We start from the raw sequence: 26952 nt of genomic DNA, 5'->3' as shown, positions 1-26952 counted from the left end.
ATCGACCGCTCTCGGCCAATTCAGCTGGGAAGTAGCGTATATGTTCGGGGTCAACCGCACCCCGGTCAGCCAGGTCCATGTCGCGGACGCCGCGATGCCGGCGGCATCGGCGCAGGATCCTTCGGCACGGGAGGCTGGCCAGACCGCTCCCGCCGCGTCGCCATCCGTCCTGAATGCCGCGTTTCCGGCCGGCACCGTTGCTCCGCCCCCATCGCAACCGCTGTCGTCTGAACCGGTGCCGGACGCTGTCCCGCCGAAGCCCCCGGCCGCAACATCCGAACCGGCAACGCCGCCGGTGGCCGCCGTGGCCGACGCGGTGCCCACCGCGCCGCAACCTCGCGCGACGGACGCGAAGCTGCTGGCGTCGCTGGCGGTCGACAAGCCTCAGCGCAGGCCGGACGGCTCCTACTTCGTGCCGAAGCCGCTGCAACGGATGTTCGACATCCGCACGCACAGGGCCGACAGCGTGCGCACGCCGCTGACGGTCAAGCTGCCCGGCCGGATCGTTCCGGACCCGAACGCCCATGGTGATGTCGAGGCAAGCCTGCTCGGCCGCATCGAACCGCCGAAGACCGGCATGCCGGTCCTGGGGGAAACGGTGCGCAAGGGGCAGATCCTCGGCTATGTCGCGCCGGCCATCGGCGTCGTCGACCGCAGCCAGGTCCGGCGCGAGGTGGCACGGCTGACCAACGAGATCCGGATCACCGCCGAAAGCGTCGAGATCCTGAAGCAGTTCTGGTTCGTGCCCTTCCGCGACGGCAAGGTGATGCAGGCGGAGGTCCGGCTGGAAGGTCTGCGCCGCGAGCGGGAGGCCCTGCTGCCGATGCTTCAGACCCAGGAGGTGCTGCGGGCGGCCATCGACGGCGTGATCAGCGCGTCGACCGCCATCAACGGCCGCATCGTCCATCCCGGCGAAAAGATTTTTGAGATCGTCAACCCGCAGCGCCTGTGGATCGAGGCGGTCGCCGCCGACCCGGAGGTCGCCCGCGGCACGCAGCTGGTCCGCAATGCCAGCGCGGTGACGCCGGAGGGCGACGCGCTCGACCTGACCTTCATCGGCAGCGGGCTGGCGTTGCAGCAGCAGTCGGTGCCCCTGATGTTCCGGATCGAGAATCCGATGGAGGGTCTTCGGGTCGGCCGTCCGGTGACCGTCACGATTCGCAACGAGTCGAAGATGCGTGACGGTATCCCCATCGCCCGCGAGGCGGTGGTCAACGATTCGGGCGGGGCCGAGCAGGTCTGGGAACTGGTCGAGCCGGAGGTCTTCATGCCGCACACGGTCAAGACCGAGATGATCGATGGCCGCAGCGTGCTGATCTCCGCGGGATTGGAGCCGGGCGCCCGGATCGTCACCCATGGCGCCCGGCTGCTGTCGCAGTTCCAGTAGCGCCGCCTTTCCGCGTCCGCCCGGCGAAAGCCGCCTGGCCAAGACGATGCCCGGCCAAAACAATGAAAGCAGATACAGTGGAGGACGCCATGGAGTTTCGCAGCAGGACGGCAGACTGGCTCCGTTGCGCCGCCGCCGGCGCGGTGTCCGCCGTGCTGGCGGTGTGCCTTGCGGCGGGGATGACTGCCGGTTCCGCCGGGCGGGCGCTGGCCGACGAAGCGGGGGCGGCCGGGATCGCCGCGTCTCCGCGCGTCGCGATGGTCATGGATCTGGCCCGGACGACGGTGAGGGGGGCAGCCGCGGAACCGGTCAGCGTCGTGGTGATCGCCAACCAGAAGCGGCTGTTCGCCTTCGTCGACCGCTATGACAGCAGCGAGGCTTTGAGCGGAGCCGACCTGCGGATCGACACCCCGCGGCAAACGCTGGAGCTGAGCGAGGTTTCTCCCGGCATCTACCGCTCCGAACCCTACCTGCCGCCGGCCAGCGTCACGCCGCTGACGGTGAGGATGGCGCTGGCCGGGGCGACCGCGACCGGGGCCGCCGACCTGCTGTTGCCGCGACTGGCGGACACCGTCCCCGGCGCCGCATCCGCCCACCGGCCGATCGTCTGGGCGGGAGTGGCGGTCGCCCTGATCGTGGCCCTCCTGTGGATGTGGCAGCATCCGGTGGCCATCCGCCGCCGCTGGCCCGGCAAGGCAGCCTGACCCTTCGCAACCTCCAGCCTTCCGGCCGCCTTCGGAGACGCCCGTCGTCATGTTCACCTTTCTCGTCGGACTCAGCCTGCGCCAACGCCCCCTCGTCCTGATCGCGGCGCTGCTGATCACCGGCTGGGGCGTTCTGATCGCGCGGGACATGCCGATCGACCTGCTTCCCGACCTGCATCCGCCGATGGTGACGATCGTCACCGAGGCCGGCGGCTATGCGCCCGAGGAGGTCGAACAGCTCATCACCTATCCGATGGAGCTGGTGCTGAACGGCATGCCGGGGGTGTCGCGCATCCGCAGTTCGTCGAGCCCCGGCTTCTCGCTGATCTATGTCGAGTTCGTCTGGGGCACCGACCCCAACCGCAACCGGCAGCAGGTGACGGAACGGATCGGCATGGTGCGCGAGCGGCTGCCGGCCGGCGTCGTCCCGCATCTGGCGCCGATGTCGTCGGTGATGGGGCTGGCGATGCAGCTGGTGGTGCAGGCTCCCGGCATGGATCCGATGGCCCTGCGCGAGGTGGCCGACTGGACCGTCCGGCCCCGGCTGATGGCGGTGGAGGGGGTGTCGCAGGTCTATGTCGTCGGCGGCGACGTCCGGCAGTTCCGCTTCACCCCGAATCCGGTCGCCATGAACATGCTGGGGATCACGCTGACCCAGGTGGAACAGGCGCTGACCGCCTTCGGCGGCAACAGCAGCGGCGGCTTCAACGACCTCTACAACACCGAATTCATCATCCGCAACGTCGCCCGCAGCCGCAGCCTGGACGATCTGCGCAGCCTCGTGGTTGCCTTCCGCGACGGCCGCCCGGTGCTGCTGAGCCAGATCGGCGAGGTGAATTTCGCCGCTAAGGTGAAGCGCGGCGAGGGCAGCTTCAACGGCGAGCCGGCCGTGCTGATGGCGATCCTCAAGCACCCGAGCGCCAACAGCGTGGCGCTGGCGGAGCGGGTGGAGAACATGCTGGCGGAGCTGACGCCCTCGTTGCCCCGTGGTGTGCAGGCCGACCGCATCTCCTACAGCCAGGCCGACCTGATCAGCGCCTCCGTCGACAATGTCGAGGATGTGCTGCGCGACGCCATCGTCATCGTCGCCGTCGTGCTGGCCGCCTTCCTGTGGAGCGCGCGCACCACCGCCATCTCGCTGCTGGCGATTCCGGTGTCGCTGATTCTCACCATCATCACGCTGAAGCTGATGGGGTCCACCATCAACACGATGACGCTGGGCGGCATCGCCATCGGCATCGGCCAGCTGGTGGACGATTCGGTGGTCTATGTCGAGAACACGCTGCGGCGGCTGGGCGACAACCGGCGGCGCCACCGGCCGCTGGAGGTGATCGAGGTCATCATGCGCGCCTCGCAGGAGGTGCGGTCGGGCATCATCTACGCCACCGCGATTATCCTGCTGGTCTTCCTGCCGCTGTTCGCCCTGCCGGGGGAGCAGGGGCGGCTGTTCGGCCCGCTCGGCATCGCCTACATCGTGTCCATCTTCGCCAGCCTCCTGGTGTCGCTGACGGTGACGCCGGCGCTCTGCGCCTATCTGCTGCCCAACATGAAGCATCTGGAGGAGTCGCATGACGGCCGGCTGATCCGCTGGCTGAAGCGGCTGAACGGCCGGGCGCTCGGCTGGGCGCTCGACAATCCCCGGGCGCTGCTGGCCGCCGCCGCCGGGCTGGTGGTGCTGTCGGCGCTGGTCCTGCCGCTGCTGCCGCGCTCCTTCCTTCCTCCCTTCAACGAGGGAACGCTGTATGTCCAGCTGTTGAACCGGCCCGGCATCTCGCTTGCCGAATCGAGCCGGGTCGGGGCGATGGCGGAACAGATCATCCTGCAGGTGCCCGAGGTGGTGAGCGTCGCCCGCCGCACCGGCCGCAACGAGGATGACGAGGACGCCGATCCCGTGAACAGCAGCGAGTTCCCGATCCGCGTCCGGCTGGATGGCCGCAGCCGCGCTGAGGTGATCGAGGATCTGCGCGACCGCCTGTCGGTGCTGCCGGTCGATCTGACCGTGACACAGTTCCTGACCTCGCGCATGGAGGTGGCGCAGAACGGCGTGCGCGGCGCCATCGTCATGAAGATCTTCGGCGAGGATCTGGCCACGCTGCGCATGCTGGCGGGCCGCTTCCGGGAGAAGTTCGACGGGATTCCGGGGCTGCGCGACCTGCTGGTCGAGCAGCAGGTCCAGGTTCCCCAGATCCGCATCACGCTGGATTACGAGCGGGCCAAGCTGTTCGGCGTGACGCCGGCACAGCTGGCGCAGGCGCTGGAAAGCCTGTCGAACGGCCGGACGGTGTCGCAGGTGATCGACGGCGGCAAGCGCTTCGACGTGGTGCTGCGCCTGTCGGATGCCGACCGCACGCCGGAAACCCTGGCCCAGATGCGGATGGAAACCCCGGCCGGCTATGTGCCGCTGTCCTCCGTCGCCACCATCGTGAACGCCGCCGGACCCAACCAGATCATGCGCGAAGCGGGCATGCGCCGGATCGTGCTGACCGCCAACACCGACGGGTCCGACATGTCGGCCATCGTCGCGCAGATGCGGGCGACGATCGCCGCCACACCCTTGCCGTCCGGCTACAACACGCTGCTGGAGGGCAGCTTCCGCCAGGAGGAGGAAAGCCGTCCGGTGATGGCCGGGCTGTGTGCGGTTTCCATCGCCCTGGTGTTCCTGGTCCTGTACCAGCGCTACCGCTCGGTGGTGCTGAGCCTGATCGTGATGGCGAACATTCCGCTCGCCCTGATCGGCTGTGTCGCCGCCCTGGTCGTTTTCGGCCAGGATCTGAGCCTTGCCGCCATGATCGGCTTCATCGCGGTGACCGGCGTCGCGGTGCGCAACGGCGTGCTCAAGATCAGCCATTTCATCAATCTCGCCCTGCATGAGGGGGTTCCGACCGGCCGGGTGCTGATCATGCGCGGCTGCGAGGAGCGGCTGACGCCGGTGCTGATGACGGCGCTGTCCGCCGGGCTGGCACTGATCCCGCTGCTGTTCTCGTCCGACATGCCGGGGACGGAAATCCTGCATCCGGTGGCGGTCGCCATCTTCGGCGGGCTGATCAGCTCCACCCTGCTGGACACCCTGACCACCCCGGTGCTGTTCCAGTGCTTCGGCCAGGAGGCGCTGGAACGGTTGCGGGTGGTGGCCGAGGGCGACCTCGCCAGCGAGACCTTCTGACCCGAGACCTTCTGACCCGCGAGGAGACAGCATCATGGAGCCGACCTCCCTGACCGTCCTGGTCGTCACCGCGTCGCTGCTTGGCGGCGTCGCCATGGACGTGGGCATGAACACGCTCCAGAACTGGTACGACACCTTTTATCAGGACGCCTTCTGGAGCAGCCGGAAGGTCAGCCCGGAGCTGGAGGCCCAGCTCGCCCGCGAAGAGGCGGAGATCGACCGGCTGATCAGGGCCAGTGACTTTGTGAACGAGGAAAGCGCGAAACCATGAATTCGACCCGTCCGGCTCTTCGTCCGCTTCCCCAGGACGCCTTGGCCCTGGCCGCCTTGGCCCTGTTCCTCCTGGCCTCGCCGCCGACGGCCGGGGCGCAGAGCGCGCGTGACACGCCGCCGGCGCAGGTGACGCCGCTGGACGGGGACTTCGTGGCGACCGCGCGGATCAATGTGCGCGAGCAGCCCTCGGCGAAGGCGGCGCGCATCGAGCTGGTCGATGGCGGAAGCCGCCTGCGGGTGACCGGCAAGGTGGCCGACGCCCCCTGGTACAGCGTGGTGACGCAGAGCGGCCGGACCGGTTTCGTCTCGGCCGACCTGCTGCGCGCGGCTGCTCCGGCGGCCGGCGGCGCCTCCGGCCCGGCAAACGCCCCGGTTCCGGTCTCCACGCCGGTTGCCGCTGCCGCGGCGTCCACTCCCGCGCCGGCACCCGCCGATCCGGCCCTGCTGGAGCGGCTTGACAAACTCCAGGCCCGGCTCGACGAGATCGAGCGGAAGCTGGCGGCGATGCCCGACCTCCAGGCCCTCGCGGAACGCGGTAGCGGAGATGCGTCTCGGATGGAGACGCTGAACGCCACCATCGAGATGGCGAAGGGAATGATGGAGACCCTGTCCGCATTGCAGGAACAGGCATCGACCCGGCTGAGCGCGGAGCGTGAGGAGTTCGGAAAATTCAGCGACCGTCTGAAGTCGGTCGAAGAGGACATGCAGCCGGCCGTCGAGTGGGTCAAGCAGTGGAAGGACAAGGCCCCGCCGCTGGCGGAGGAGGCGAAGGGATGGTTCTCGACCGCCACCGGGGCCGTTTATGGCTGGATCGGCGCCTGGTTGCCATGGGGCGGGCGGGCGTCATGACACCTGTCGCCCCGGCGTTGCCGGCAGGCGCATGAAGCAGGGACTCCCCCGGCCGGCAGGCCGCCGGCCGGGGCAGTGTGCGTCAGGCGGTGCGGTCCTGGGACAGGTTCAGCTCCCCGATCATGGTCTGGCGCATGACGAATTTCTGGATCTTGCCGGTGACGGTCATCGGGAATTCTTCGACGAAGCGGATGTATTTCGGGATCTTGTAATGGGCGATGTTGCCCTGGCAGAAGGCGGTCACCTGCTGTTCGGTAAGCGCCGTTCCCGGCTTCGGCCGGATCCAGGCGCAGAGCTGTTCGCCGTATTGCTGGTCGGGAACGCCGAACACCTGCACGTCGGCGATGTCGGGGTGGGTGTAGAGGAACTCCTCCACCTCGCGGGGATAGATGTTCTCGCCGCCGCGGATCACCAGATCCTTCAGCCGGCCGACGATGTTGCAGTAGCCCTCCCCGTCGATGGTGGCGAGGTCGCCGGTGTGCATCCAGCCGGCTTCGTCGATGGCCCTGGCGGTCTGCTCGGCGTCGCCCCAATAGCCGCGCATCACCGAATAGCCGCGGGTCAGCAGTTCCCCTGGCGTGCCCGGCGGGACGATGCGCCCCTCCGCATCGACGATCTTCACCTCCAGATGCGGCTGGATGCGCCCGACGGTGGAGACGCGCCGTTCGAGCGGATCGTCGGTGGAGCTTTGGAAGCTGACCGGACTGGTCTCGGTCATGCCGTAGGCGATGGTGATCTCGCGCTGGTTCATTTCGGAGACCACGCGCTTCATCACCTCGATCGGGCAGGGCGAGCCGGCCATGATGCCGGTGCGCAGGCTCGACAGGTCGTAGCGCGCGAAGTCGGGATGGTCGAGCAGGGCGATGAACATGGTCGGCACGCCGTGCAGCCCGGTGCAGCGCTCTTCCTGCACCGCGCTCAGCACGGCGACGGGGTCGAAGCCCTCGCCCGGAATCACCATGCAGGCCCGGTGGGTGACGCAGGCGAGGTTGCCCAGCACCATGCCGAAGCAATGATAGAAGGGGACCGGGATGCACAGCCGGTCCTGTTCGGTCAGGCGCATCGCCTCGCCGACGGAAAAGCCGTTGTTCAGGATGTTGTGGTGGGTCAGCGTTGCGCCCTTCGGGCTGCCGGTGGTGCCGCTGGTGAACTGGATGTTCACCGGATCGTCGAATTGCAGGATGCCGGCCAGCCGTCCCAGCTCCGCCACGTCGGCCGGGCGGGCCAGCGCCGGCAGGTCGTCGAAATTCAGCATGCCCGGCGTCTTCTCCGCCCCCAGGCGGATCAGGTGGCGCAAGGTCGGCAGCCGTTGCAGCGACAGGGGCTTGTCGGCGGCCGCCTGCGCCAGTTCCGGCGCCAGCTTGGCCATCATGCCGAGATAGTCGCTGGACTTGAAGGATGGCGACAGGATCAGGGCGGCGCAGCCGACCTTGTTGATGGCGTATTCCAGCTCGTGCAGGCGGTAGGCCGGGTTGATGTTGACCAGGATGAGCCCGGCCTTGGCGGTGGCGAACTGGGTCACCACCCATTCGGCGTTGTTCTGCGACCAGATGCCGATGCGCTCGCCCGGCTTCAGCCCCAGCGCCACCAGCCCCGCCGCCGTCCGGTCGACGGTGCGCTTGAAATCCGCATAGGTCCAGCGGACGTCCTGGTGCCGGACGATCAGGGCGGGCCGGTCGGGGGACAGCGCCGCCATGCGGTCGAGATGCGCGCCGATGGTCTCGCCCAGCAACGGGGTGTTGCTTACACCGTGAACATAGCTCTGGGTCAGCGACGTGGTGTCCGTACTCAAGGCTGCTTTCCTTCCCCGGATGATCAGTGGACCATGGTCTTATGGACCGGCGGTCCTTTATGGGCACCGCCCCCGGCGGGAGCTGTGCGCTCCCCCTACTGAACCCGTGCCGAGGCGGTCTGTCGATCCCCCGTTCGGCTAGTCGGCCCGGTCGACGGGAGACCGAGGCGTCACGCCAGGAAGCGCCTGGGGCGGGATGTGACAAGCCTGAATTTGAGACGGTACAGGAAGCTGTTAAATCCACTTTGATGATGCGAAATGGAAAGACCAGACTTCACTGGTTCCTGCAATCGCGAGGCCCGCGGACCGATGCGTGTTCATGCAACGGTCCGGAGACTTCGGCGGGCCGGCTGCCAGGGAGTGCTCGTCCGGAGCCTCAGAATGCCAGACGGGTGTCCAGCATCAGGATGTGCGCGCGGTCGGTCAGGTCGCCGCCGCTGGCCGCAGCGCCCGACAGGGTCGAGCGGACATAATCATACTCCAGCCCGGTGGTCAGGCCGGGGGCGACGGTCCAGGTGACGCCGCCCTGCCAGACGTCGGCCTTGGCCGGCGTCGTCATGGTCGCCATGTCGTTGCCCAGCGCGCGCATGTAGTTGGCGGCGAACAGCAGCGGGCCGCTGGTGTATTGGGCGCCGACGATCAGGTTCTGCTGGTCGCGCGACTGCGCGGTCCCCTTGGCATAGCCGCTGTCGCCGCTGTAGGCGTAGCTGACGCCGACCTTCGCCGGCCCATAGCCGACATTGACGCCGACATGGAACGAGTTCAGATCCTCGAAGGACTGGCTGGCGATGCCGTCGCTCTGCCGCACCGCCTTGCCGGTCTGGTAGAAGGCGCTGGCCTCCACCGTCACGTCGCCGAAGGCGTTCTGGAAGGCGGCACCCGCTTCGACCACGTCGCGGAAGGCGAGCGCATCGCCCAGCGCATCCACCTTGCGGCGGTTGATCGACGTGTTGGAATCGCCGGTGCGCGGGGTGTAGGACACCGCGGCCTGCAAACCGCCGAAGCTGGGGCTGATGTAGATGAACTTGGTCCCGGTGTCGTAGGACACCAGCGTGCGCAGGCTGGTCGCCGCCAGGGGCAGGGCGGCGTAGGTCGACGAGCCGTGGAGGAACAGGATGCCGTTGCTGTCCGGGCTGCCGGCGATGCCCTCGGTGTTGGGGCCGATCATGCCGTATTCGTCGGACAGCCCGTTGATGACGCCGGCCTGGATGGTGCCGAAGGACCCGTTGGCGAAGAGGAAGGCACGGTCGTTCTCCACCGTCCGGCTCGACACCGAGGGGTCGCCGTTGCCGGAGACCAGACGCAGCCGGGCGCCATAGGTCAGCCCGTTGTCGGTGGTGGCCGACGGGGTGACGGTCAGGCGCAGGCGGTTGGAGAATTCGGTCGAGCGCAGCCCGTCGTCCTGCTTCTGGCTGACATAGGCGCCCTGGAAATAGGCGTCGCCGCCGATGGTCAGGCTGAACTCGGCCTCGGCCAGGGCCGGGGCGGCCTGAAGCGCGACGACAACGGCCGCGGCGGCGGTGCCGGCCAGGGATGCGGTGCGGAGAATGGAGATCTGGGACATCGGGCGCATCGGGATGGTCATTCCGGGAAAGGGCGGCAGGCGTCAGGCCGTCTGGGCAATGGGGAACCAGCGGCGGCCGAACGGGGTGAGGTTGTCGTCGGTCAGGCGGGCAAGGCAGAGGATTTCGACGCTGTCGGCCCAGCGCGGGTTGATGTCGCGGAACTGGGCGACCGCCGGGCTGTCGAGCTTGGCCTCGCTGATGGCGCGGGCCTCCTCCGTCAGGCCGTAGCCCTGCCATTTCCAGTCGACGGTGCCGGTTTCCGCGTCATAATACTGGGCGAAGCATTCGCGGCCGATATGGTCGCGCAAGGCGCGGTCGAGGTCGTCGAGCGTCCGGTCCGCATTGGGCGTGTGGCGGAGGAACAGCATCGGCATGTAGCGGTAGGAGCGGTAGCCGACGGCGCTGTAGCTCCAATACCAGAGCCGCCTCGACCGGTCGGCGCGCGCCCGCCCGACCATTTCGGCGACCATGGAACGCACCAGCCCGTTCGAGCCCCAGAAGCGCCGTTCCAGGATGCAGTGGGCGGTGTGGAAGGCGCCGACGGCGGTGCCGGCGATCTCCGCCTCCTGGCGGTAGACCGTCGCGAAGCCGACCAACTCGCCGGTCTCCGGATCCTCCTGCAGGACGCAGTGGTCGAGGTCGCCTAGCTCCTCGTTGAAATACTCCTCGCCGTACCCCTCGAACCAGACGCTGAGCAGGGCGAACATCACCGCCCGCCGCTCAGGCGTCAGGGCGGCGGGTTCGACGATGCTGGTCCGTAAGGGGTGATGCGACGCGCGCGGCGTCATGCCGGCGCCCCAGGAAAATCGCTGGAGGGCAGATCGCTGGCGGACAGATAGCTGGCTGCACCGGCGTCGCGGACATCGGCGCAAATGTCCTCGTAGTTGCAGGTGATCTCCTCGCCGGCGGCGATGGCGCGGCGGGTGACGAAGACCCGCCAGTCGGCGGGGTCGGCCCGGCCGATGGACGGCTCGTCGTCATGGTTGAGGAAGCGGGCGTCGTCGCCGGGTAGCAGGACGCCGACCCCGTCGATCACGCAGCCGTGGAAATCCACCAGCCGGGAAAGCTGGGGGAACTCGTCCAGCAGCGCGTCGTCGGAGGCGAAGAGGCGGTCGATGCGGGCATCGAACCGCCACACCGGCACGCCGGCCGCGACCGGCTCCTCGGCGAAGAGACCCAGCCCGTGGATCGGGCTGGATGCAAGGCGGGTGGGGATGAGGAGCGGCATGGCGTTTCGTTCCGGCGGACCCGTTGGTGCGTCAGGCGGCGGCGTTGGCGGGAGCCAGCGATTCGTCGAACTCGAAGCTGGCGGCGTCGTCGACGAACTGCTCCTCGACGGTCGTGCGCGGCTGCTGCAGGCAGACGCCGATGTAGTCGGCGAAGCGCGGCGGCGGGGCGAAGCCTTCGGCCAGCAGGCGGCTGTTGTCGAAGGCGATGTCCTGGGCGGTGAAGCGGTGGTACTTGCGGCCACCGGCGGCCATCGTCCGGTGCAGGATGTCGCGCTGCGGGAATGCCAGGCGATAGGCCCGGTCGAAGGGCTTCCAGCCTTCCGGACCCTTCGGGTCGAAGAAGCTGTAGGGGCGGGTGCCCTCATGGCCGTGGTTGGCGAAGGCTTCCTCGAAATCGACCCAGGTGGTCCGGCTGCCGAGGCCGGCGGAGATGTGGTAGAGGTTGTGCTTCAGGTCGGGCTTGCGCAGCAGGTCGTGCAGGCGGGCCGACGCCCAGTCGACGGGGACGATGTCGATGAAACCGTCGGGCGAGCAGGGCAGGATGCCGGTGCGGTCGACCAGACGGAAGAACCAGAAGATGCTGGCGCTGGGACGCACGCCCAGCTGGGTGTGGCCGACGACGATGGACGGGCGGCAGACGACGATCGGCAGGTCGGGGAAGCCGGCGGCCAGGGCGCGCTCGGCGGCGGCCTTGCTGCGGGTGTACTCGACGATGTGGGGCGTGTCGTGGCCGGGGGCCGGGGCCTCGCTCACCATCTCCAGCCACGGCGTCTCGCCGCAGCAGAAGGCGGTGCCGATGTGCAGGAAGCGCTGGAGATGCTTCATCCGGCGGGCGCGGGCGGCGAGCGCCAGCGTGCCGTCGACATTGATCTGCCAGACCGAATGGCGGCTGTCGAAGGAGGTGTCGGCGGCGACATGGACGATGTGGGTCACCGCGTCCAGCCGCGGGTCGGTGCTGGTCGCCAGCGATTGCAGGTCGCCCGGCAGAATCTGGCACAGGCCGGCATAGGCCTCGGCCGTGGCGCGGTCGACGCAGCGCGCGAGGTTGGAGGCGAGGCGGGCGCGGCAGGCGGCCTCGTCGGCGCCGCGGATCAGCAGAAGGCAGTCCGCCGCGGACCCGTTCTGCACGGCGTCGAGGTAGAAGGAACCGCCGAGAAAGCCTGTGCCGCCGGTGAGAAGGATCATGGTGTGCCTCTGTCTCGCGTCTGGGTGATGGGGGCAGGGGAGGGGGATAGGGAGGGGGAAAGGGATGGACCTGTCTCAGGAAGAGACGGGAAGAAGGTCGGGGGCGGGAATGCCGCCCGCGGGAACCGTGGCGATGAGCTGGCGGATGCCGCCGCGGTCGACCTGCAACTGCACGTCGGCCGCGTCGAAATAGGCGTCGTCGTGGGTCACCGCGACCACGGTGATGCCGCGCGCCTTCATCCAGGGAATGATCTCGCGGTAGAACTTGCGCCGGAAATAGGGCGACTGGTCGGCCGCCCATTCGTCCAGCACCAGCACCGGCTTGCGCTCCAGCAGGGCGGCGATCAGGGCGAGCCGCTTCTTCTGGCCCTGCGACAGATCGACGGTGGTGAAGGCGCGGCCGTCGATGGCAACTTTGTCGGACATCTCCAGCAGGTCGAGAAGCTCTTCGGCGAAGCCGTCGTCGAGCGTCGTTGCACCATAGAGCTGGCGGGTCACATGGCTGTCGGAGAAGACCACCGCGAAGCGGTCGCGGTGGGCGGCAAGGCCGTCCGGCCCGACCGTCACGCCGTCGACCGACAGGCTGCCGCGCTGGATCGGATAGAGGCCCAGCAGCATGTGGATCAGCGTGCTCTTGCCGGCACCGTTGTGGCCGGTGATGAAGACGACGCTGCCGCGCTCGACCGTCATGTCAACCGGGCCGACGGTGAAGGAGCCCGTGCCGTCCCTCCCGGCATGGCGGAAGGTGGCGCCCTCCAGCGCGATGGTGGAGAAGGGATCCTCCATGCCGCTGCCGCGGCCCGGAGCGATCGCCTGAGGCGCCGCCTTCAGTTCCGCCTCCACCGCCAGATAGGATCGGGCGGCGGTCTCGGCACTGATGTAGGAGGGGTAGGAGGCGACGATGGTGATGACCGGATAGGCGATGAAGGCGGCGGCATGGCCGGCCAGGATGACCGTGGCGATGTCGGTGTTGGTGACCGCCGGCAGCAGGAAGATGATCCCGGCCAGTGCGGCGTAATAGGTCAGCTCGCTGATGGTGAAATAGTGGCTGTACTCCGCGCCGAAGCGGTGGCGTTCCTTGCGCAGGGCTTCGGCGCAGGAGGTCGCGTCGGCCAGCGCGTTGGCGGCGCGGCGGCGGTTCAGCTTGCATTCGCGCAAGGTCTGCAGGATGTGGTCCGACCGCTCCGACAGGGCGCCTTCGGCCTCGTGGATCGTCTCCGACATCAGTTCCAGCCGGATGACGGAACGTCCGATCAGGATGCCGCCGACCACCAGGAAGCAGAGCACGATCAGCACCGCCGCACCCGACAGGGTGGAGAGATACAGCAGGCACAGCAGGATGGCGGCGACCGACTGGAAGCTGATGACCAGTGTCGGAACCGCCTGGGCCAGCATCTGCAACTCCCCACCCGCCACCTGGGCGAGGCGGGAGGAGCCGACCGCCATCGCGTCCGGCAGGTCGGCGGCCACGGCCCGGCGCAGCAGGTCGACGCGCAGGGTGGCGAGTGCTGCCTGCATGCGCTTGGACGCCGCGTTCATCATCCAGCCCTGGGCGATCCGCCACAGGAAGGCCGACAGCAGGAAGACGATCAGCAGACGTTGCAGCCCCTCCGGATCGTCCAGCGCCAGCAGCGCGTCGTTCAGCGAGGTCAGCAGGGCGAGGTTGAGCGCCGCCGCCAGCACCGCCAGCAGAAGCAGCGGCTGCATGTTGCGCAGCGCCTCGCGTCTCAGAATGCGCCAGAGATCCATCGCCGCCTCACTTCGACTGGATCATGTCGAGGAGCTTGGACGGCGACACCTTCGACAGGATCGGCGCCGAGGCCGCGGTCTTGGAGCCGTCCTTCGCCGGTTCCGGCTTGGCGGCGGGGGCAGGGGCCGCCGGATGCGCGGTTGCCGGCGCGGACTCGCCGCCGGTGTTCAGGCTGGGCATCTGACCGATGGGGGTCTGGCCCGGCGTTCCCTCTCCGCTCAGCGACGGCAGCTGCGAGACCGGCGGCACGGCGGTGCTGGTGGGCACCGAGGTCAGCTTGGCGTTCGGCGATGCCGGCGGCGCGCCCGGCGCGGCGGCGGTTGCGCCCGGTGCCGGCAGGGGGTTCTGGTTGGAGGCGGCGTCGAGGATCAGCGGGAGCCCGCCGCTGGCGGCGTTGCCGATCACGACGATCTTCGCGTTGGGCGAATGGGCCAGCTCCAGCGTCGCCTCGATGCCGCGCCAGCGCAGGTAATTCTCGGTCAGGTTGGCCTGCACGGTTTCCTGGAAGGCGCGGATGCCCTGACCTTCCAGCTGCTTGCGCTGGCTCTCGAACAGCTCGCGCTGGAGGCGGAACTGGTATTCCTGCGCCGCCTGATCCTGCTGAATCTTGCGTTCGATCGACGCCATGATCGCTTCGGGCAGGGCGACGTTGCGGATCAGGATGTCCTGGATCAGCAGATAACCGGTCTTGGTCCGCCCGTCCGGCTTCGGCACATTCTCGGCGCCGATCAGCTGGGCGTACATCACGCGGTCGGCGACCTGCTCGTAGGTCTCCGTCTGCACCCGCAGGCGGCGGTGGGCATAGAGTTCGTCCGCCTTGAAGCGCGACACGATCTCGCGCGAGACGGACCCGACCTCCGGCACCAGCAGGACTTCCAGATACCGCGGGCCGACGTTCTTGTGCAGGGCGGCCAGCATTTCCGCATAGGGGCGGTAGCGGACCGTGATCTCGATGCTGACGTTCAGGCCGTCGTTGGCGATGGCCGAATAGGAGCGGGTGTCCTCCTGCAGGCGCAGGTCGTAGACCTCGATCTTGTCCCAGGGGAAGATGACATGCACGCCTTCGGCGAGCGCCGGACCCATCTGGGTGCCTTCGTGGAACCGCTTCCACAGCACGCCGCCATGGCCGGCGGGGATGAAGACGACGATGGACGGAGCGAAATAGAGGAAGATCAGGATGCCGACCAGCAGCGTGCACAGCAGGGAGCGGCGGTGTTCGTCGTACCAGTGGGCCAGCAGCGCACGCAGGCGCGACTTCGGCTTCGGCAGCGCATCGGCATCGTCGATGGTGAAGGCCTGGTCAGCCATATCACGCGGTCTCCTGCAAGCAAGCCATGGCGGGGTCCGAAGCGGACCCCATGTCGGGTCGGGACGCGGCCGTCGCGGCCGGCATGTCCGTTGACCCGTCGATTGTTTCGGTGTTCGTCGTCTGGCCGCCGGTCATCCGGCCATTGGTCATCCGGATGACGACGTCGCAGACCGACGAGACATCGCCGTCGTGCGACACGAAGATCACGGTGCGGCCGAGAGCCCGCAGCTTGCCGATGATCTCGTTGGTGAAGCGGGTGCGGAATTCGGCATCCTGGTCGGATGTCCATTCGTCGAGGATGACGACCGGCCGGCCCTCCGCCACCGCGACCGCCAGGGCGACGCGGCGGCGCTGCCCCTTCGACAGGTCGCGGTTCAGCAGCCCGTTGCCGGTGTCCGGAACCAGATGGTCGATCTTCAGATAGGCCAGCATCTCGCGGAACAGCTCGGCATCGAAGCCGGGCCCCTGCGGCAGCCGGGTGAACAGGTGATGGTCCTGGAACACGGCGCAGAACAGGTCGCGGTAGGCCTCCAGCCGGTCGGTCTCCACCGGCTGCCCGTCGAGCAGCACCTGACCCTCGTCGGGGCGGAACAGCAGCGGGATGACGCGCAGCAGGGTGGACTTGCCCGACCCGTTGGAGCCGACGATGCCGACCACGCTGCCCGCCGGGATGGTCAGGTCGATGGGACCGATCACGAAGGGTTCCGGCCGCAGCCCGGCACGATAGGCGAAGCTGACGCCGCGCAGCTCGATGCTGGAGAAGCGGCGCGGGGCGCGGGCGGTGCGCGACGGCTCGTATTCCAGGGCCGGCATGGTGCCGAGCAGGGCCGTCAGCTGCGCCGCCGCATCCTCCGCCGCGACATAGTCGGGAACGGCGTTGAGGAACTTCGACAGCGGGCGAGCCAGGAACAGGATGACCGAGGTGACCAGCGGCAGCTCGGACACCGACATCGCGCCCATGCGCGGGAAGATGAAGACGAAGACCGCCGAGAAGCCGATGATGATCGTCGCGATCCAGGAGAACAGCTCGCCCAGATTGCGGCCGTGGCGGCGCTTCAGCTCCTCCCAGCGGGCAACGTCGGCCTCCACCGCCTGGGACAGCTCGTCGCGGCGCGCCTTGCCAAGCTTGACCTCGGCATTGCCGCCGACCAGCTCGGAGAAGCCCTGGAGCATCCGAAGCTCGGACTCCTTGGCGTCGCCAAGCAGCGAGCGGGTCCGCTGCGCCTCGCGCACGTACCAGCCGCCGACCAGCAGTGCGGCCACCAGCAGCAGCGTGGCGCCGACGGTGGAGAGGGTCCACAGGTAGAGGTAGGCGACCGCCGCCACCAGCATCATGTTGGCGGCGATGGACAGGTTGGGCAGCAATGCTGCGATGCGCTCCAGATGGTGGTTGCCGAGATCGAAGGACCGCTTGGCCTGCAAATCCAGGATGTCGGCGTGGCCGCCCAGCGTGACATGGCGGAGGAAGCGCCGCCGCACCTCGGCCAGCGCGCTGAAGGCGGTCGTCAGCGTCAGCGCGACGAAGCGCTTGGCAAACGCGTAGGAGACCAGCAGCGACAGGCAGAAGATCAGGAAGGGGGTGTCCAGCACCTCGCCGCGCATCCAGCCGCTCAGCTCCGCGCTGAGGCTCATCAGGCTGATGAGATTGGCGGTGGCGGCGACGCAGCCGGTGACGACCAGCCGGGTCAGGATGCTGCGGTCGGCAAGGCCGATCAGCGGCAGCAGCGAGGACGGCGGCCGGCTGGGAGGGGGCCGGTTGGAAGAGGAAGTGCGCTTGGCCATCGTCCGGTCACTCCGCCAGCCAGCCGTCGAGGATGCGGGCGATGGTTCCGTTGTCGCGCAGCTTGACGAAGGCGGCTTGCAGCCGTTCCGCCTTTTCCTTGCGCGCCTTGGGCAGGGCGATGTAGCGGGGGATCAGCCCGACCGGCTTGGGCAGCACGCGCACGTCCTTCAGCCGGCCGTCCTGCTTGGCCATGTAGTTCAGCACATGCAGGTCGCCGACGATCACGTCCACCCGGCCGAGGATCAGACGGCGGAAATTCACCACGTTGCTGCTCGACGCCACCTTCTCCAGATATGTCGCCGCATCGAAGTCGGCGGCATAGGAGAAGCCGTCGACCACGCCGATGCGGTAGGAGGTCAGAATCCTCCAGCCGGTCGAAGGTGATGGCGGAGTCCTTGCGCACCATGAACACGGTCGTTCCGGTGCGGAACGGGCCGATCATATTGTACTGCGCGAAGCGGGTCGGCGACGCGATGAACTGGAAGCCGATGTCCGCGCTGTTCTCGTCCATCGACTGGACCACCTCCGTCCAGGACAGCGGGCGATGGACCGGGGTGACGTTGAGTTCCTTCAGCAGCGCGTTGACGATCTCGGTGTCGATGCCGGTGCGGTTGCCGTTGAAGGAGTAATTGTAGGGCGGGAAATGGTCCTCCGACGCGACGGTCCAATATTCGGCTCGGGCCGGAGAGCACAGCACGAGCAGCGCCAGCAGGGCCAGCAGCAGGGCCGGCAATCGCCGAGGCGCGACGGGAGGGAGCATGGTCATGGCTGCGGTCACGCCTTGGCCATCTTCTTGCGGCGGCCGGTGAGCAGGATCATGACGAGGAGGGCGCCGGGCGGCGTCAGAACCACCGCCAGGAAGGCGTAAAGCAGGAAGCCGCCGCGGCGGCCGATCCCCAGAAACCCGACCAGCAGGCAGAGACCGATATAGATCAGCTCGAACACGGCGATGCTTCCTTCTTTGCCCGGCGTTCAGGCGTCAGCCGGCCTTCTGGACCGGCTGCTCGTCCATTTGCGGTGCGGCGGCCGGAGCGTCGGCGGCGGCCTCACCCTTGGCGGCCTCGAACTCCTTGCGGAAATACTCGCGCATCGCATCGATGTCGAAATCCAGCAGCGTGCCGCCGGTCTCGAAATGCTGGGCGAACACCTGGCCCAGGGCCCGGGTCGCCGCCAGCGACAGCGCCGGCATCACCGCCACGCCGAGCGCGGTGCCGATGAAGGGGACGGCCTTGACGGCGGAGCCCAGGACGCTGGAGCTGAGAGCCCCCGGCATGACGCCGCCCAGCAGGGCGCCGACGATGGCGCGGGTCCGCTCCTGCGCAAACTCGACTCCATAGAGCTTGGCAAGCTTGTGGACGAGGTTCAGCTGCGCCGCGCTGACGGCGGCGACGTCGGCGCCCGGAACGGGGATCAGCCCGAAGGCGCCCGAGGCGTAGCTGTGATACTTGATCAGGTCCTGGGCGCGCTTCTTACGGTCTACCATGATCCGAAGCCTTTCTCGGGTCGGAAAGAGTTGATCTGTGGTGGAAGTCACGGCATCAACCACACGTTTCCGTCCAGTTGACACCGCCCGGCCGAGCCTTCCGGTGGAAGCTGGTGGCCGATCGTCAATTGCAGTCACGGCGATTGACAAACGAAAGGCGTTGGCTGCTCGCGGCAGCCATAAAATTAGTTAATGATGATTAGATCGTAAGCTTGGCAGGAAATACCTGCCGGTTGGTCTATATAGGATAGTTTGTTGATACAGTTTTATTGATTAAAAACATGTTAAGTCACTGTTGGGGTTATTAAGATTTTTGGAGGGACATGGATCGGCTTGTCGCGATATGTGACCAAAGATATCATTAGCCTTTCCTGTGATTAGCGCCTCGCTCTACTTTGAAGGGAAACGGGACGGCAGGTCCAAGGCCTTCACCGGCAAGTTCGACCGCGACCCGGCGGCAATTGACGCCGTCATGAACAGGACCGTATCGCGCACCGGTTCGCCGCCGATGGTCTGGGTCGGCAGGACGATGCGCAGCAGGGCGCCGTCGCCGTTCGCGGACGACGCGCGCCCCTTCAACAGCCGCAGCAATGCCCAGGGGCCGCGCTCGACCAGCGTCAGCGTATCGCCGGCCGCGGCTTCCGCTTCGCTCGCCATGGCGTTCTTCGGGCGATAGGGCGAACCGGCGGCCCAGCGGAAGCTGAGGAGCAGCGGTTGCCCCGCTTTCCAGACCAGCGGGTCGGAACCGGCGGACGCGCCGACCGCACTGGTCCCCGACCGCACCGACCAGTCGATGATGTGCTCCGCCCCCAGTTCCTGCGCCCGGTTGGTGCCGTAGCTGAAGCGGACACTGACCGGCGCGGACCGGGAGACCGCATCGAACAGGGGGCGCACCGCCTCCATCTTCTCCAGGAAGGCCGCGACTTCGGGCGTCGCCGTCCTCATGACGGCCGCCCGGTTCTCGTCGAGCTGCTCATAGAAGCGGCGGACATCCTTGGGATCGGCATCCGGCGCGCCGCGGGCAAGGTCGGGGCGGACGAAGGGGAAGCGTCCGGCCAGCGATTGGGAGAATACGGCATCGAGCTTCGCCACCGCCGCCTCGGGAGCAGGCGCCGCAGGCGTCGCCGGTTCCGCGGGAAGGATTGGAAGGGACGGCAATGGCGGCAGCGGGGGCAGCCGGGCCGGCGGGGAAGCCTCGTAGGGCGCAGGCGGCGGGCTGGCGACCGCAACCTGCTTGGGCGGTGCGGCAACGGGCTCGGGAGCCGGCACAGGAGCGGCCACACGAGCAGGCAGTGCGGGGCGCTGCTCGACGACCGCCGCCGCCGGAGCGGGAGCCGCGGGCTTGCTTTCGGAAGCGGCGGCTTTGGCCGGCAGCGGCTCGTCGGCGGGCTTGACCGCCACGGCAGCGACCAATTGCGCCGGCAGGGCGGCGACCGCAGGGTTCAGGGACAGTGCGCCGCCTTCGCCGCTGGTCAGCAGGCGTCCGGCCGACGGGGTGTCGAGCGCCAGCACGGCGGCACGCGCCGCGGTGGCCGCGGTGGACAGCGCCTCGGTGATGCGGTCGGTGGTGTCGCGGCCAGGCAGGTCGGCCATCGCCGCCTTCTGGAGCGCCAGCTTGACGGCATCCGGCAGGCCGCGTGCGGGGTCCTGCAAGGCGGCGGCAATCGGCCAGCCGGCGGCCTCGCTGACGGCATCGACCAGCCGGCCGAGGTCCGCGACATCCTCTGCCGTCGGCGTTTCCGGGGGGGCGCGCAGCCGGTCGGCCATGGCCTGCGCCCGCAGACGCAGGGGATTGCGGGTGTAGAGCTCCTCGGCGAGGGGAGCGGCGAGCTGCACCGATTCCGCCCGCAGGGCGACCGCGATGGTCCTGGCATCCAGGTTGGGAAGATCGGCACCGGCGGCGATGCGCGTGATGAAGCCGTCTGTCGCCGCGATGGGCGGGCGCGGCACGGCGTCGTAGACGCTTTCCGCCAGCGCCAGCAACTCGTCGAACCCGCTGTTGCGGCGGAAACGGTCGTAGCGCTCCAGCGCACCGCGCCGGCCGCCGATGCGGTCGAGCTGGGCGGCAAGCCGGCGGAAGGCCGGCAGATCCTCGACGCGCCGGGGATTGGTGACCGGCGGCAGGTCGGCCAGGGCGGAGCTGGGCAGCAGGGCGTCGCGGATCGGCCGCAGCACCGCCCGGCGCAGGGTGACCGAAGCGAGCCGCCGTTTGTCTTCGTCGACCCCGCTGAACAGCGAGGTCGGCAGCAGCGGCGTCACCAGCCGGTCGCGCTCCATCACCGCGGTCGCGGCGATCACGCGGCCAACCATCGGGCCCACCATCGGTCCATCGGCGAGGGCGTCGCGTGACAGCAGCGCCCGCCGCAAGTCGGCAACCGGTGCAGCCACCGCCGCACTTCCGGCCGACACGCCTGCGAAGCCCTGCCACGCGGCGACCGACAGGACCGTCACGGAGGCGGCCAGCGCGGCCTGCGCGATCCGGCGATGCCGGCGGCCTTGCAGGAAGGCGGCTTCCGACGGGCGTCCATAGCCGGGTTCGGCGAAGGCGCGGCCGGGCAGCAGGTCGCGGGCGAAGGCCGGGCGGCGTCCTCCCGTCGCAGTCGCACAGGCGCCGGTCAGGGCGATGCCGCGCAGCGGGAAGGGTTCGGACGCTTCGTCGCCCCCCAGAGCGCCGTCCAGGAACAGCGCCAGCGGATGGCGCAGCGTCTCCAGCGAGGCCGGGAGAAGCGGCAGGCGCACGCAGGCGGCCCCGGCGGCGGTCACGCCGGCGAGCGCATCGGCCTCCAGGAGGGCGAGGTCGGATTGGATGGAGTCGAAGGCTTCCGCCACGCGGGCGGGCTGGAAAGGCGCCAGCCAGTCATGCGGGCTGGTCCATCCCAGAACGCTGTCCAGCATGGCCGTGGGGATCGTCGCGCAGAGGTCGCCGAAGCCGTCGAGGGACTCCGCGCGCACCACCGCCACATGCACCGGGCAGACCATGCCGAGATCGTCGCGGATCGCGCGCAGCCGCATGCGTAGGGCTTCCGCCCGCTTGGCCAGCGCCCGGCGCGGTGCCTCGCGCTCCGCCGCGGCGCGCAGCTCGTCGGCGCCGACCAGCAGCAGGATGCCGTCCAGCGGTCGGCGCATCGGCCGTTTGCGGATCGCCGCGACCAGCGACGGCCAGGAGGCGTCCAGTTTCGTGCCGTCGGCGGAATCGGCGCCGGCATGCAGGATCGCCGCCCCTTCGCAGAACCACCAGCAGCCGTTCTCGGTGTTGCCGTCCTCCGGCCAGCGCACATGGGTCGAGTCGGTGGCGAGCAGTGCCGGGCCGCCGACGCCGAAGGCGAGGAACCAGGGAATGTCGCCGCGCCGCAGGGGACCGCGCATCTGCCGGGCCAGGATATCCAGCCCTTCATTGTAGGTGCGGGCCAGCGGCGGCTTGCCGGCGGCTGCCTTCGACGGCGGCGGCGCCTCCGCCCGCACATGGAGCGCCGAGGACGGCATGGGCTTGCGCGCCGGAGCCTTGGTGCGGGCCGCGGCCTTGGCGGGCTTGCGTCCGCGGCGCAGCCGGCTGCGCAGCGTCGGCCAGACCGACCGCGCCACCCGATAGAGGATGTAGAGCGGCAATGCCGCCAGCAGGAAGGGCAGATAGGCGAAGACGAAGGACAGGATCCAGCCGATGACCGAACCGATGCTGGAGATCACGAGTTCAATCGTCAGGATCAGTAGGACCATGACTGCCCCATATCCTCGACCGCGGACCGGGCGCCGCGCAGGTCACGCTGGAGATCGTTGACGGCGGTGGACCACAGCAGGTGGGACACCAGCAGGAACAGAGCCGCCACGCCGCCGACCGCCACCCACCAGCGCCGCGCCGACGGCCGGAAGCCGCCGGCCACCGCACCCATCGGCGGATCGTAGGCGCGCCGGCTGGCGAGGCCGGCCTGCGGCTGCTCGGTTCCGCCCTCCCTGCCGGTGACGATCCGGTGCAGCGGGGAGCGCCGCGCCGCCGCCTGGGCATCGTCGGGGAAGCCCAGCGCCAGGGCCGCGAGATAAACCGCGGCAAGCCCGCGGTCGGCCTTGGCGCCCTGGCGGATCAAATCGTCGGCCTGGACGAACAGGGTTTGCAGGGTGGCGTTCGCACCGAACAGGCGTCCGGCGACGACGGCGTCCGCCGGCTTCACCTGGGCAAGCGCCCGGTCCGCCAGCATTGCCATCGCGAAGGCCGCCTTCACCACCGTGCCATGGGCGGCCGGGCCCTGGGCGGTCGCCGAGGCGCTCATGCCGTGGAGCATTGCGACCAGCCGCTCGGCCACCGAACCGGCCGGGGCCTGGTCCTGCGCGCAGGCGGCCAGCAGGTCGGCGTGGAAGGCGCGGAAAAGGGCCAGGACGCCCGGACCGGCGGCACTCGTCGTGACTGCGGCGGTGACGACTGCGGCGGTGGCCGGAGATGCGGAGGGCGAGGGGGCGGGCCGGACGGTCACGGTGCGGTGTCCTTCGGCAGCGGAGCCACGGTGAAGCCGTCGCGTCCCAGCCGGATGTCGAGCGCGCTCACGCCGTCCAGCGACTGGCGGTGAACCCCCGGCATGCCGTAGCGCGCGAAGACGATGGTTGCGGTGGGGGCGGCGGCAAAGGGGGGAAGGCTGCGCAGGATCACGCTCTGGCCGGGCACCAGCTCCCAGGACGCGATGGCGATCCGCCCGGCGGCCTCGCCGTTCAGTGCCGCCCGCTCGCGGAACCAGCCTGCGGCGTCGAGCGAGCCGACCCGGCGCGCCAGGGCGCCGTCGGCCACCCGGACCACGTCGACGGCCACCGGACGCCGTCCGTTGGCCTCGGCATCGGCGACGATGCGAAGCACCGGGGCCGGATCCGTCCCGCCATCCGTGACGGGTTGCCTGGACCCTCCGGCGGCGCAGCCGGCGAGCAGCAGGGCGATTGTCAGAGCCGTGCGCTTCATGGTCAGCCGCCCGCCCCGCCGGCGCAGACATAGCCGGCCGGCGTGTGGCGGTACCAGTTGCCGGCCGCCCCGGTGCAGGGGGTCAGCACCCGGTCGTTCTGCTGCGGGGCGGCCGGTTCTGATGCCGGAGCCGGCGCGGTGCCGTCGGCAGCCCTGCCCGTCACGGGGCGGTTAGCGAGGGCGAAGGACTCCTCGTCCTCCTCGACGATCATGACGTAGCGGGTGCGCTTGGACGGGTAGCGGATGCCGACGTCGTAATCGCCGTCGCCCACCCGCTCCAGGATCGCGGCGGACTTTTCGCTGCCGAAGGGTGCGCAGGCCGACCCGGCGAGCAGGACCGGCAGCAGCGTCGCCGCGGTGATGCATTGGCAAAGGCGGCGGCAGGGGCGGCGGAGGAGGGGCCGGCGGAGGGGGCGTGTCATCGGGATGCTCCTGCTCATGCCGGAACGGTCGCGTGCGGGATGGCGGCGGTGACGACCGCGGCGGCGGCGCCCGCCTCCAGCAGGTCGGGCGGGGTCGGGTCGATGCCGGCGTCGGCCAGCGTCCGGTAGACCGAGCGCCAGACCAGTTCCGGCACGGCGAAGCTGGCCTCGTGGTCCTGGACGCAGAAGAACAGGTTGTACTTGCACAGCCACTGTCCGTTGACGGCGCGGAAGCCGTCATAGCGGACGAAGGGCAGCCCGCCGGTGTCGCTGGGCATCACCCGGTCGGTGGCGCGCAGCGCCGTTGTCAGCAGGCCGCCCATCCGGCCGGGGTCGTGACGCGCATCGGCGAAATATTCCAGCTTCATCGAAACGCGCTCGACCGAGCTGAAATTGACGACGGTGGCTTCCGACACCTTGGCGTTCGGCATCGCGACGATGAAGCCGGCGACATTGCGCACCCGTACCGTCCGCCATGTCATGTCGACCACGACGCCACGGACGACGTCGGTGATCTGGATGCTGTCGCCGATCTGGAACGGCCGCTCGATGTTGAGGATGATGCCGGAGAAGACGTTGGCGATGTTGGCCTGGATGGCGAGGCCGATGACCATGCCGACGAGGCCGGAGGCCGCCAGCAGGCTGGTGATCGGCTGCTTCAGCACGAAGGCGATGATGCCGCAGCCGGCGAAGCCGAAGACGATCAGGGTGGAGAAGCGGCGGACGATGGCCGGGATGCGGCGCTGGGTGCGGATCTCCAGCGGGGTCCAGACGAAGCGTTCCAGCGTGCGGTCGGCCAGGATGGCCGGCACGATCCACCACAGCACGTTGATGCCGTTCACCACCATGGCGATGCCGCTCGCCGGCAGCGAGGCCACCGCCTGGTCCAGCACGATGTTGCCGGCTGACATCAGCAGGAGCGGCCAGGACAGGATGCGCATGAACAGCGTCTGGATCTTCCAGAACTGGCCGCGGTCGCGCCGGTCCATGAAGGCGGCGAAGACCGCTAGAACCGCACTGAAGATGGCGATGTAGACGAAGAAGTCGCGGTGGATGAAGTCGCGCGCCGCAGGTGCGTCCGGCGTCGCCACCACGCCGAAATCGACGCGGGAGAAGTCCGGCTGCGGCCGGCCGAAGCCGACATAGTTGGGATCACCCTCGCTGCTGACGCTGGTGACGTCCTGGGAGATCCAGGCGCGCGACAGCCGCCAGCCCGGCGACGGGGCCAGCACCCGCTTGGCGCGCAGCTGGTCGAGCAGGGTGGAGCTTTCGCTCTCCCCTTCCAGCGCCCGGCGGAAGCGGTCGGCGAGGCTGAGGTCGGCGGCCGACGCGGTTTCCGCCGCGGCCATCGCCTTCAGCTTCTCGACGAAGTCATTGGTGTTCACCAGCGACATGCCGAGCACGTCGGTGACGAACATCACCGTGTTGCGGTTCTGCGTCCGGTGGCGGAAGCTGACGCCGACGGAATGGCTGCCGTAAGGCGGCCGCTGGTCGGAGAAGTTCAGCGAGAAGCGCCCTTCGATCCGGTAGGCGACGTAGGTGGTCACCTCGCCGCGCTCCTCGCGGTAGGGCTTGCCGAGCTCCACCGGCTTGACCGCGTTGGTGAAGACGACGTCGGCCGGGTTGAAGGCGCCGCGGTAGCGGAACCAGATGGTCAGGTTCAGCGTCGCTTCGTTGGCGTCCGGATTGAGGTCGCGGATCTCGTGCAGTTGGACGCCGGTGTAGATGACGTCCGTTTTGTACATGAAGCGGTCGTTGACGTAGAGCGCCCGCCCGCGCTGCACCTCCTCCAGGAAGTTGGAGACGCCGGCCTCGCGGATCGGCTGCAGCTGGGTCAGCGCCGCCACCGGATTCAGGCCGTTGTAGGTCGCCATCATCACCGGCAGCGTCGCCTGCCCGCGGGCGTCGAAGGTCCAGGTTCCGGCAGTCGACTGCACCGCGGTCTCGGCACGGTCATGGCCGGCGATGGCGAGGCGGAGCGCGTCGCCGTCGGGCTTGCCGGCGCCCACGGGTGCCGCGGCGATGGCGCCGGCGATCAGGTCGACGCCGTCGGCGCCCAGCGCCGCCGCCCAGTCGGGCACGGCGTTGAAGCGCTTCACATACTGGCCGTAGAAGCGCTGTGCCCGCTCGTTCGCCGTGTCGAACAGCACCGGCGAGGCGACCAGCAGGCCATGGCCGTAGGCCTCCGGCGTCAGCGCCTTGGGGTTCGCCTGCGTCTGGGCGACGATCTCGGTGCGGAAGGCGGCGGTCGCCATCTCCGAACTGCCGGCGATCAGGTTGCGCACGCCGACGTCGCGCAGGGCGACCACCACGCGCGCGCTGTTCACCGCCGAGCCGATGACGACGATGGCGCCGGTCGGCATCCGCTCCTTCACCGCCTGGGCGAGCGCCGGCAGGGCGCCGGCCCCACCGCGTCCGGGGGCGTAGGTCCACTGGTTGACCAGCTTGGTGCCGAAGCGCTGGAGGATGCTGTCGAACTGGCCGGCAAGCGACGCCGCCTGCTCGCTGTCCTCGCGGATGATGGCGACGGTCGGCTCGCCCACCACGTTGCGGACATAGTTGGCGAGGAAGCGGATTTCGTGGGTGCGGTCGAAGCCGATGCTGAACAGCCATGGACTGGGTGCGCCGTCCGCCGGGCGGACCAGCGGGCGCGGCGCGATCAGCGGGATCTTCTTCTGTGCATAGATGGCGGCGGCGCTGTCGGTGGCGTCCGGCGTGTGGCCGACCACCGCGACGATTGCCGGGTCGTTGGCGATGCGCCGGGCGATCTCCAGCGACTTGCCCTTGTCGCCCTCGTCGTCGAAGGGCCTGACCTCGACCGGGCGTCCGCCGATGCCGCCGGCCGCGTTGATGGTGTCGGCCCGCAGCGCCGCACCCTTGCGCAGCGCCAGCCCGAGCGCCGAGTCCGGTCCGCTCAGCGGTCCCACCACGGCGAGCGCGAGCGGCTCCCCGGCGCGCTCGCCGAGGAAGCCGGCGCGCACCACCAGCGACACCAGAACGGTGACCAGCATCGCCGCCGCCAGGATCAGGGCGAAGCGCGCCTTCTTGGTCATGTGCGACCAGCGCAGCGGCTGCCGGGAACGGGGCTGGAGCGAACTCAGCATCGGGTGGTCCTCGGGAGA

The 26952-nt window shown here is 69.0% G+C and carries 21 protein-coding genes and 1 pseudogene; 5 read left to right on the top strand and 17 right to left on the bottom strand.

The genetic code is table 11. The features are described 5' to 3' along the window. The first annotated feature begins 40 nt into the window (after positions 1–40). The 5 genes from ACWPN8_RS20115 (at position 41) to ACWPN8_RS20095 (ending at position 6376) form a co-directional block, all read left to right on the top strand. Positions 41–1387 carry an efflux RND transporter periplasmic adaptor subunit gene (locus tag ACWPN8_RS20115; RefSeq protein ID WP_492242006.1) on the top strand — a complete coding sequence of 449 codons (1347 nt, stop codon included), beginning with the start codon at positions 41–43 and terminating at the stop codon, positions 1385–1387. Between the two features lie 89 nt (positions 1388–1476). After that, on the top strand, positions 1477–2091 hold the full coding sequence (locus ACWPN8_RS20110) for a hypothetical protein (RefSeq protein ID WP_492242005.1): 615 nt from the start codon (positions 1477–1479) through the stop codon (positions 2089–2091). A 49-nt stretch (positions 2092–2140) separates the two neighbouring features. Next, positions 2141–5254 carry an efflux RND transporter permease subunit gene (locus ACWPN8_RS20105; RefSeq protein ID WP_492242004.1) on the top strand — a complete coding sequence of 1038 codons (3114 nt, stop codon included), beginning with the start codon at positions 2141–2143 and terminating at the stop codon, positions 5252–5254. Between the two features lie 34 nt (positions 5255–5288). Next, positions 5289–5525 carry a hypothetical protein gene (locus ACWPN8_RS20100; protein WP_109451626.1) on the top strand — a complete coding sequence of 79 codons (237 nt, stop codon included), beginning with the start codon at positions 5289–5291 and terminating at the stop codon, positions 5523–5525. Beyond that, positions 5522–6376: an SH3 domain-containing protein gene (locus ACWPN8_RS20095; RefSeq protein WP_492242003.1), complete on the top strand. Its 855-nt coding sequence runs from the start codon at positions 5522–5524 to the stop codon at positions 6374–6376. The genes ACWPN8_RS20100 and ACWPN8_RS20095 overlap by 4 nt, the downstream gene beginning before the upstream one ends. A gap of 82 nt (positions 6377–6458) precedes the next feature. Here the strand turns inward: ACWPN8_RS20095 and ACWPN8_RS20090 are convergent, their stop codons facing one another. The 17 genes and pseudogenes from ACWPN8_RS20090 to ACWPN8_RS20010 all read right to left on the bottom strand — a co-directional run bounded on the left by ACWPN8_RS20090 (position 6459) and on the right by ACWPN8_RS20010 (position 26934). Next, positions 6459–8168: an AMP-binding protein gene (locus ACWPN8_RS20090; RefSeq protein ID WP_492242002.1), complete on the bottom strand. Its 1710-nt coding sequence runs from the start codon at positions 8166–8168 to the stop codon at positions 6459–6461. 376 nt (positions 8169–8544) lie between these two features. Further along, on the bottom strand, positions 8545–9732 hold the full coding sequence (locus ACWPN8_RS20085) for a porin (RefSeq protein WP_492242001.1): 1188 nt from the start codon (positions 9730–9732) through the stop codon (positions 8545–8547). A 42-nt stretch (positions 9733–9774) separates the two neighbouring features. Further along, a complete protein-coding gene (locus ACWPN8_RS20080; protein ID WP_492242000.1) occupies positions 9775–10521 on the bottom strand; it encodes a hypothetical protein in 747 nt (248 codons plus the stop codon). Further along, positions 10518–10961, bottom strand: a complete 444-nt coding sequence (locus tag ACWPN8_RS20075; protein ID WP_492241999.1) for an SET domain-containing protein — start codon at positions 10959–10961, stop codon at positions 10518–10520. The genes ACWPN8_RS20080 and ACWPN8_RS20075 overlap by 4 nt, the downstream gene beginning before the upstream one ends. A gap of 31 nt (positions 10962–10992) precedes the next feature. Continuing rightward, positions 10993–12147 (bottom strand): SDR family oxidoreductase, encoded by a 1155-nt coding sequence (locus ACWPN8_RS20070; RefSeq protein ID WP_109451740.1) that lies wholly within the window; start codon positions 12145–12147, stop codon positions 10993–10995. A 75-nt stretch (positions 12148–12222) separates the two neighbouring features. Beyond that, positions 12223–13896, bottom strand: coding sequence for an ATP-binding cassette domain-containing protein (locus ACWPN8_RS20065; RefSeq protein WP_109451738.1), 1674 nt, complete (start codon positions 13894–13896; stop codon positions 12223–12225). 7 nt (positions 13897–13903) lie between these two features. Next, entirely contained in the window at positions 13904–15205 is a 1302-nt protein-coding gene (locus tag ACWPN8_RS20060) for a prohibitin family protein (protein WP_109451736.1), read from the bottom strand. Position 15206: 1 nt separating this feature from the next. Beyond that, complete coding sequence (locus tag ACWPN8_RS20055) at positions 15207–16988, bottom strand: ATP-binding cassette domain-containing protein (RefSeq protein ID WP_492241998.1); 1782 nt, start codon at positions 16986–16988, stop codon at positions 15207–15209. Between the two features lie 7 nt (positions 16989–16995). Then, a complete protein-coding gene (locus ACWPN8_RS20050) occupies positions 16996–17328 on the bottom strand; it encodes a substrate-binding periplasmic protein (RefSeq protein ID WP_492242110.1) in 333 nt (110 codons plus the stop codon). Positions 17329–17392: 64 nt separating this feature from the next. Continuing rightward, positions 17393–17749: pseudogene (locus ACWPN8_RS20045) on the bottom strand (substrate-binding periplasmic protein); the annotation flags it as partial. 14 nt (positions 17750–17763) lie between these two features. Next, positions 17764–17934, bottom strand: coding sequence for a hypothetical protein (locus ACWPN8_RS20040; protein ID WP_199237734.1), 171 nt, complete (start codon positions 17932–17934; stop codon positions 17764–17766). A gap of 34 nt (positions 17935–17968) precedes the next feature. Then, a complete protein-coding gene (locus ACWPN8_RS20035) occupies positions 17969–18472 on the bottom strand; it encodes a YcjF family protein (protein ID WP_109051142.1) in 504 nt (167 codons plus the stop codon). A 390-nt stretch (positions 18473–18862) separates the two neighbouring features. Beyond that, on the bottom strand, positions 18863–22186 hold the full coding sequence (locus ACWPN8_RS20030; protein ID WP_492241997.1) for a type VI secretion protein IcmF/TssM N-terminal domain-containing protein: 3324 nt from the start codon (positions 22184–22186) through the stop codon (positions 18863–18865). Continuing rightward, entirely contained in the window at positions 22174–22935 is a 762-nt protein-coding gene (locus ACWPN8_RS20025) for a hypothetical protein (RefSeq protein WP_492241996.1), read from the bottom strand. Before ACWPN8_RS20025 ends, ACWPN8_RS20030 begins: the two co-directional genes overlap by 13 nt. Further along, complete coding sequence (locus ACWPN8_RS20020) at positions 22932–23408, bottom strand: hypothetical protein (RefSeq protein WP_492241995.1); 477 nt, start codon at positions 23406–23408, stop codon at positions 22932–22934. Before ACWPN8_RS20020 ends, ACWPN8_RS20025 begins: the two co-directional genes overlap by 4 nt. A 2-nt stretch (positions 23409–23410) precedes the next feature. Continuing rightward, positions 23411–23830, bottom strand: coding sequence for a hypothetical protein (locus ACWPN8_RS20015; protein WP_492241994.1), 420 nt, complete (start codon positions 23828–23830; stop codon positions 23411–23413). Positions 23831–23844: 14 nt separating this feature from the next. Continuing rightward, a complete protein-coding gene (locus ACWPN8_RS20010) occupies positions 23845–26934 on the bottom strand; it encodes an ABC transporter substrate-binding protein (protein WP_492241993.1) in 3090 nt (1029 codons plus the stop codon). Between the last annotated feature and the right edge of the window lie 18 nt (positions 26935–26952).

Source organism: Azospirillum sp. UENF 112521 (genome assembly GCF_058780665.1).
This window is presented reverse-complemented; position numbering and strand designations above follow the sequence as displayed.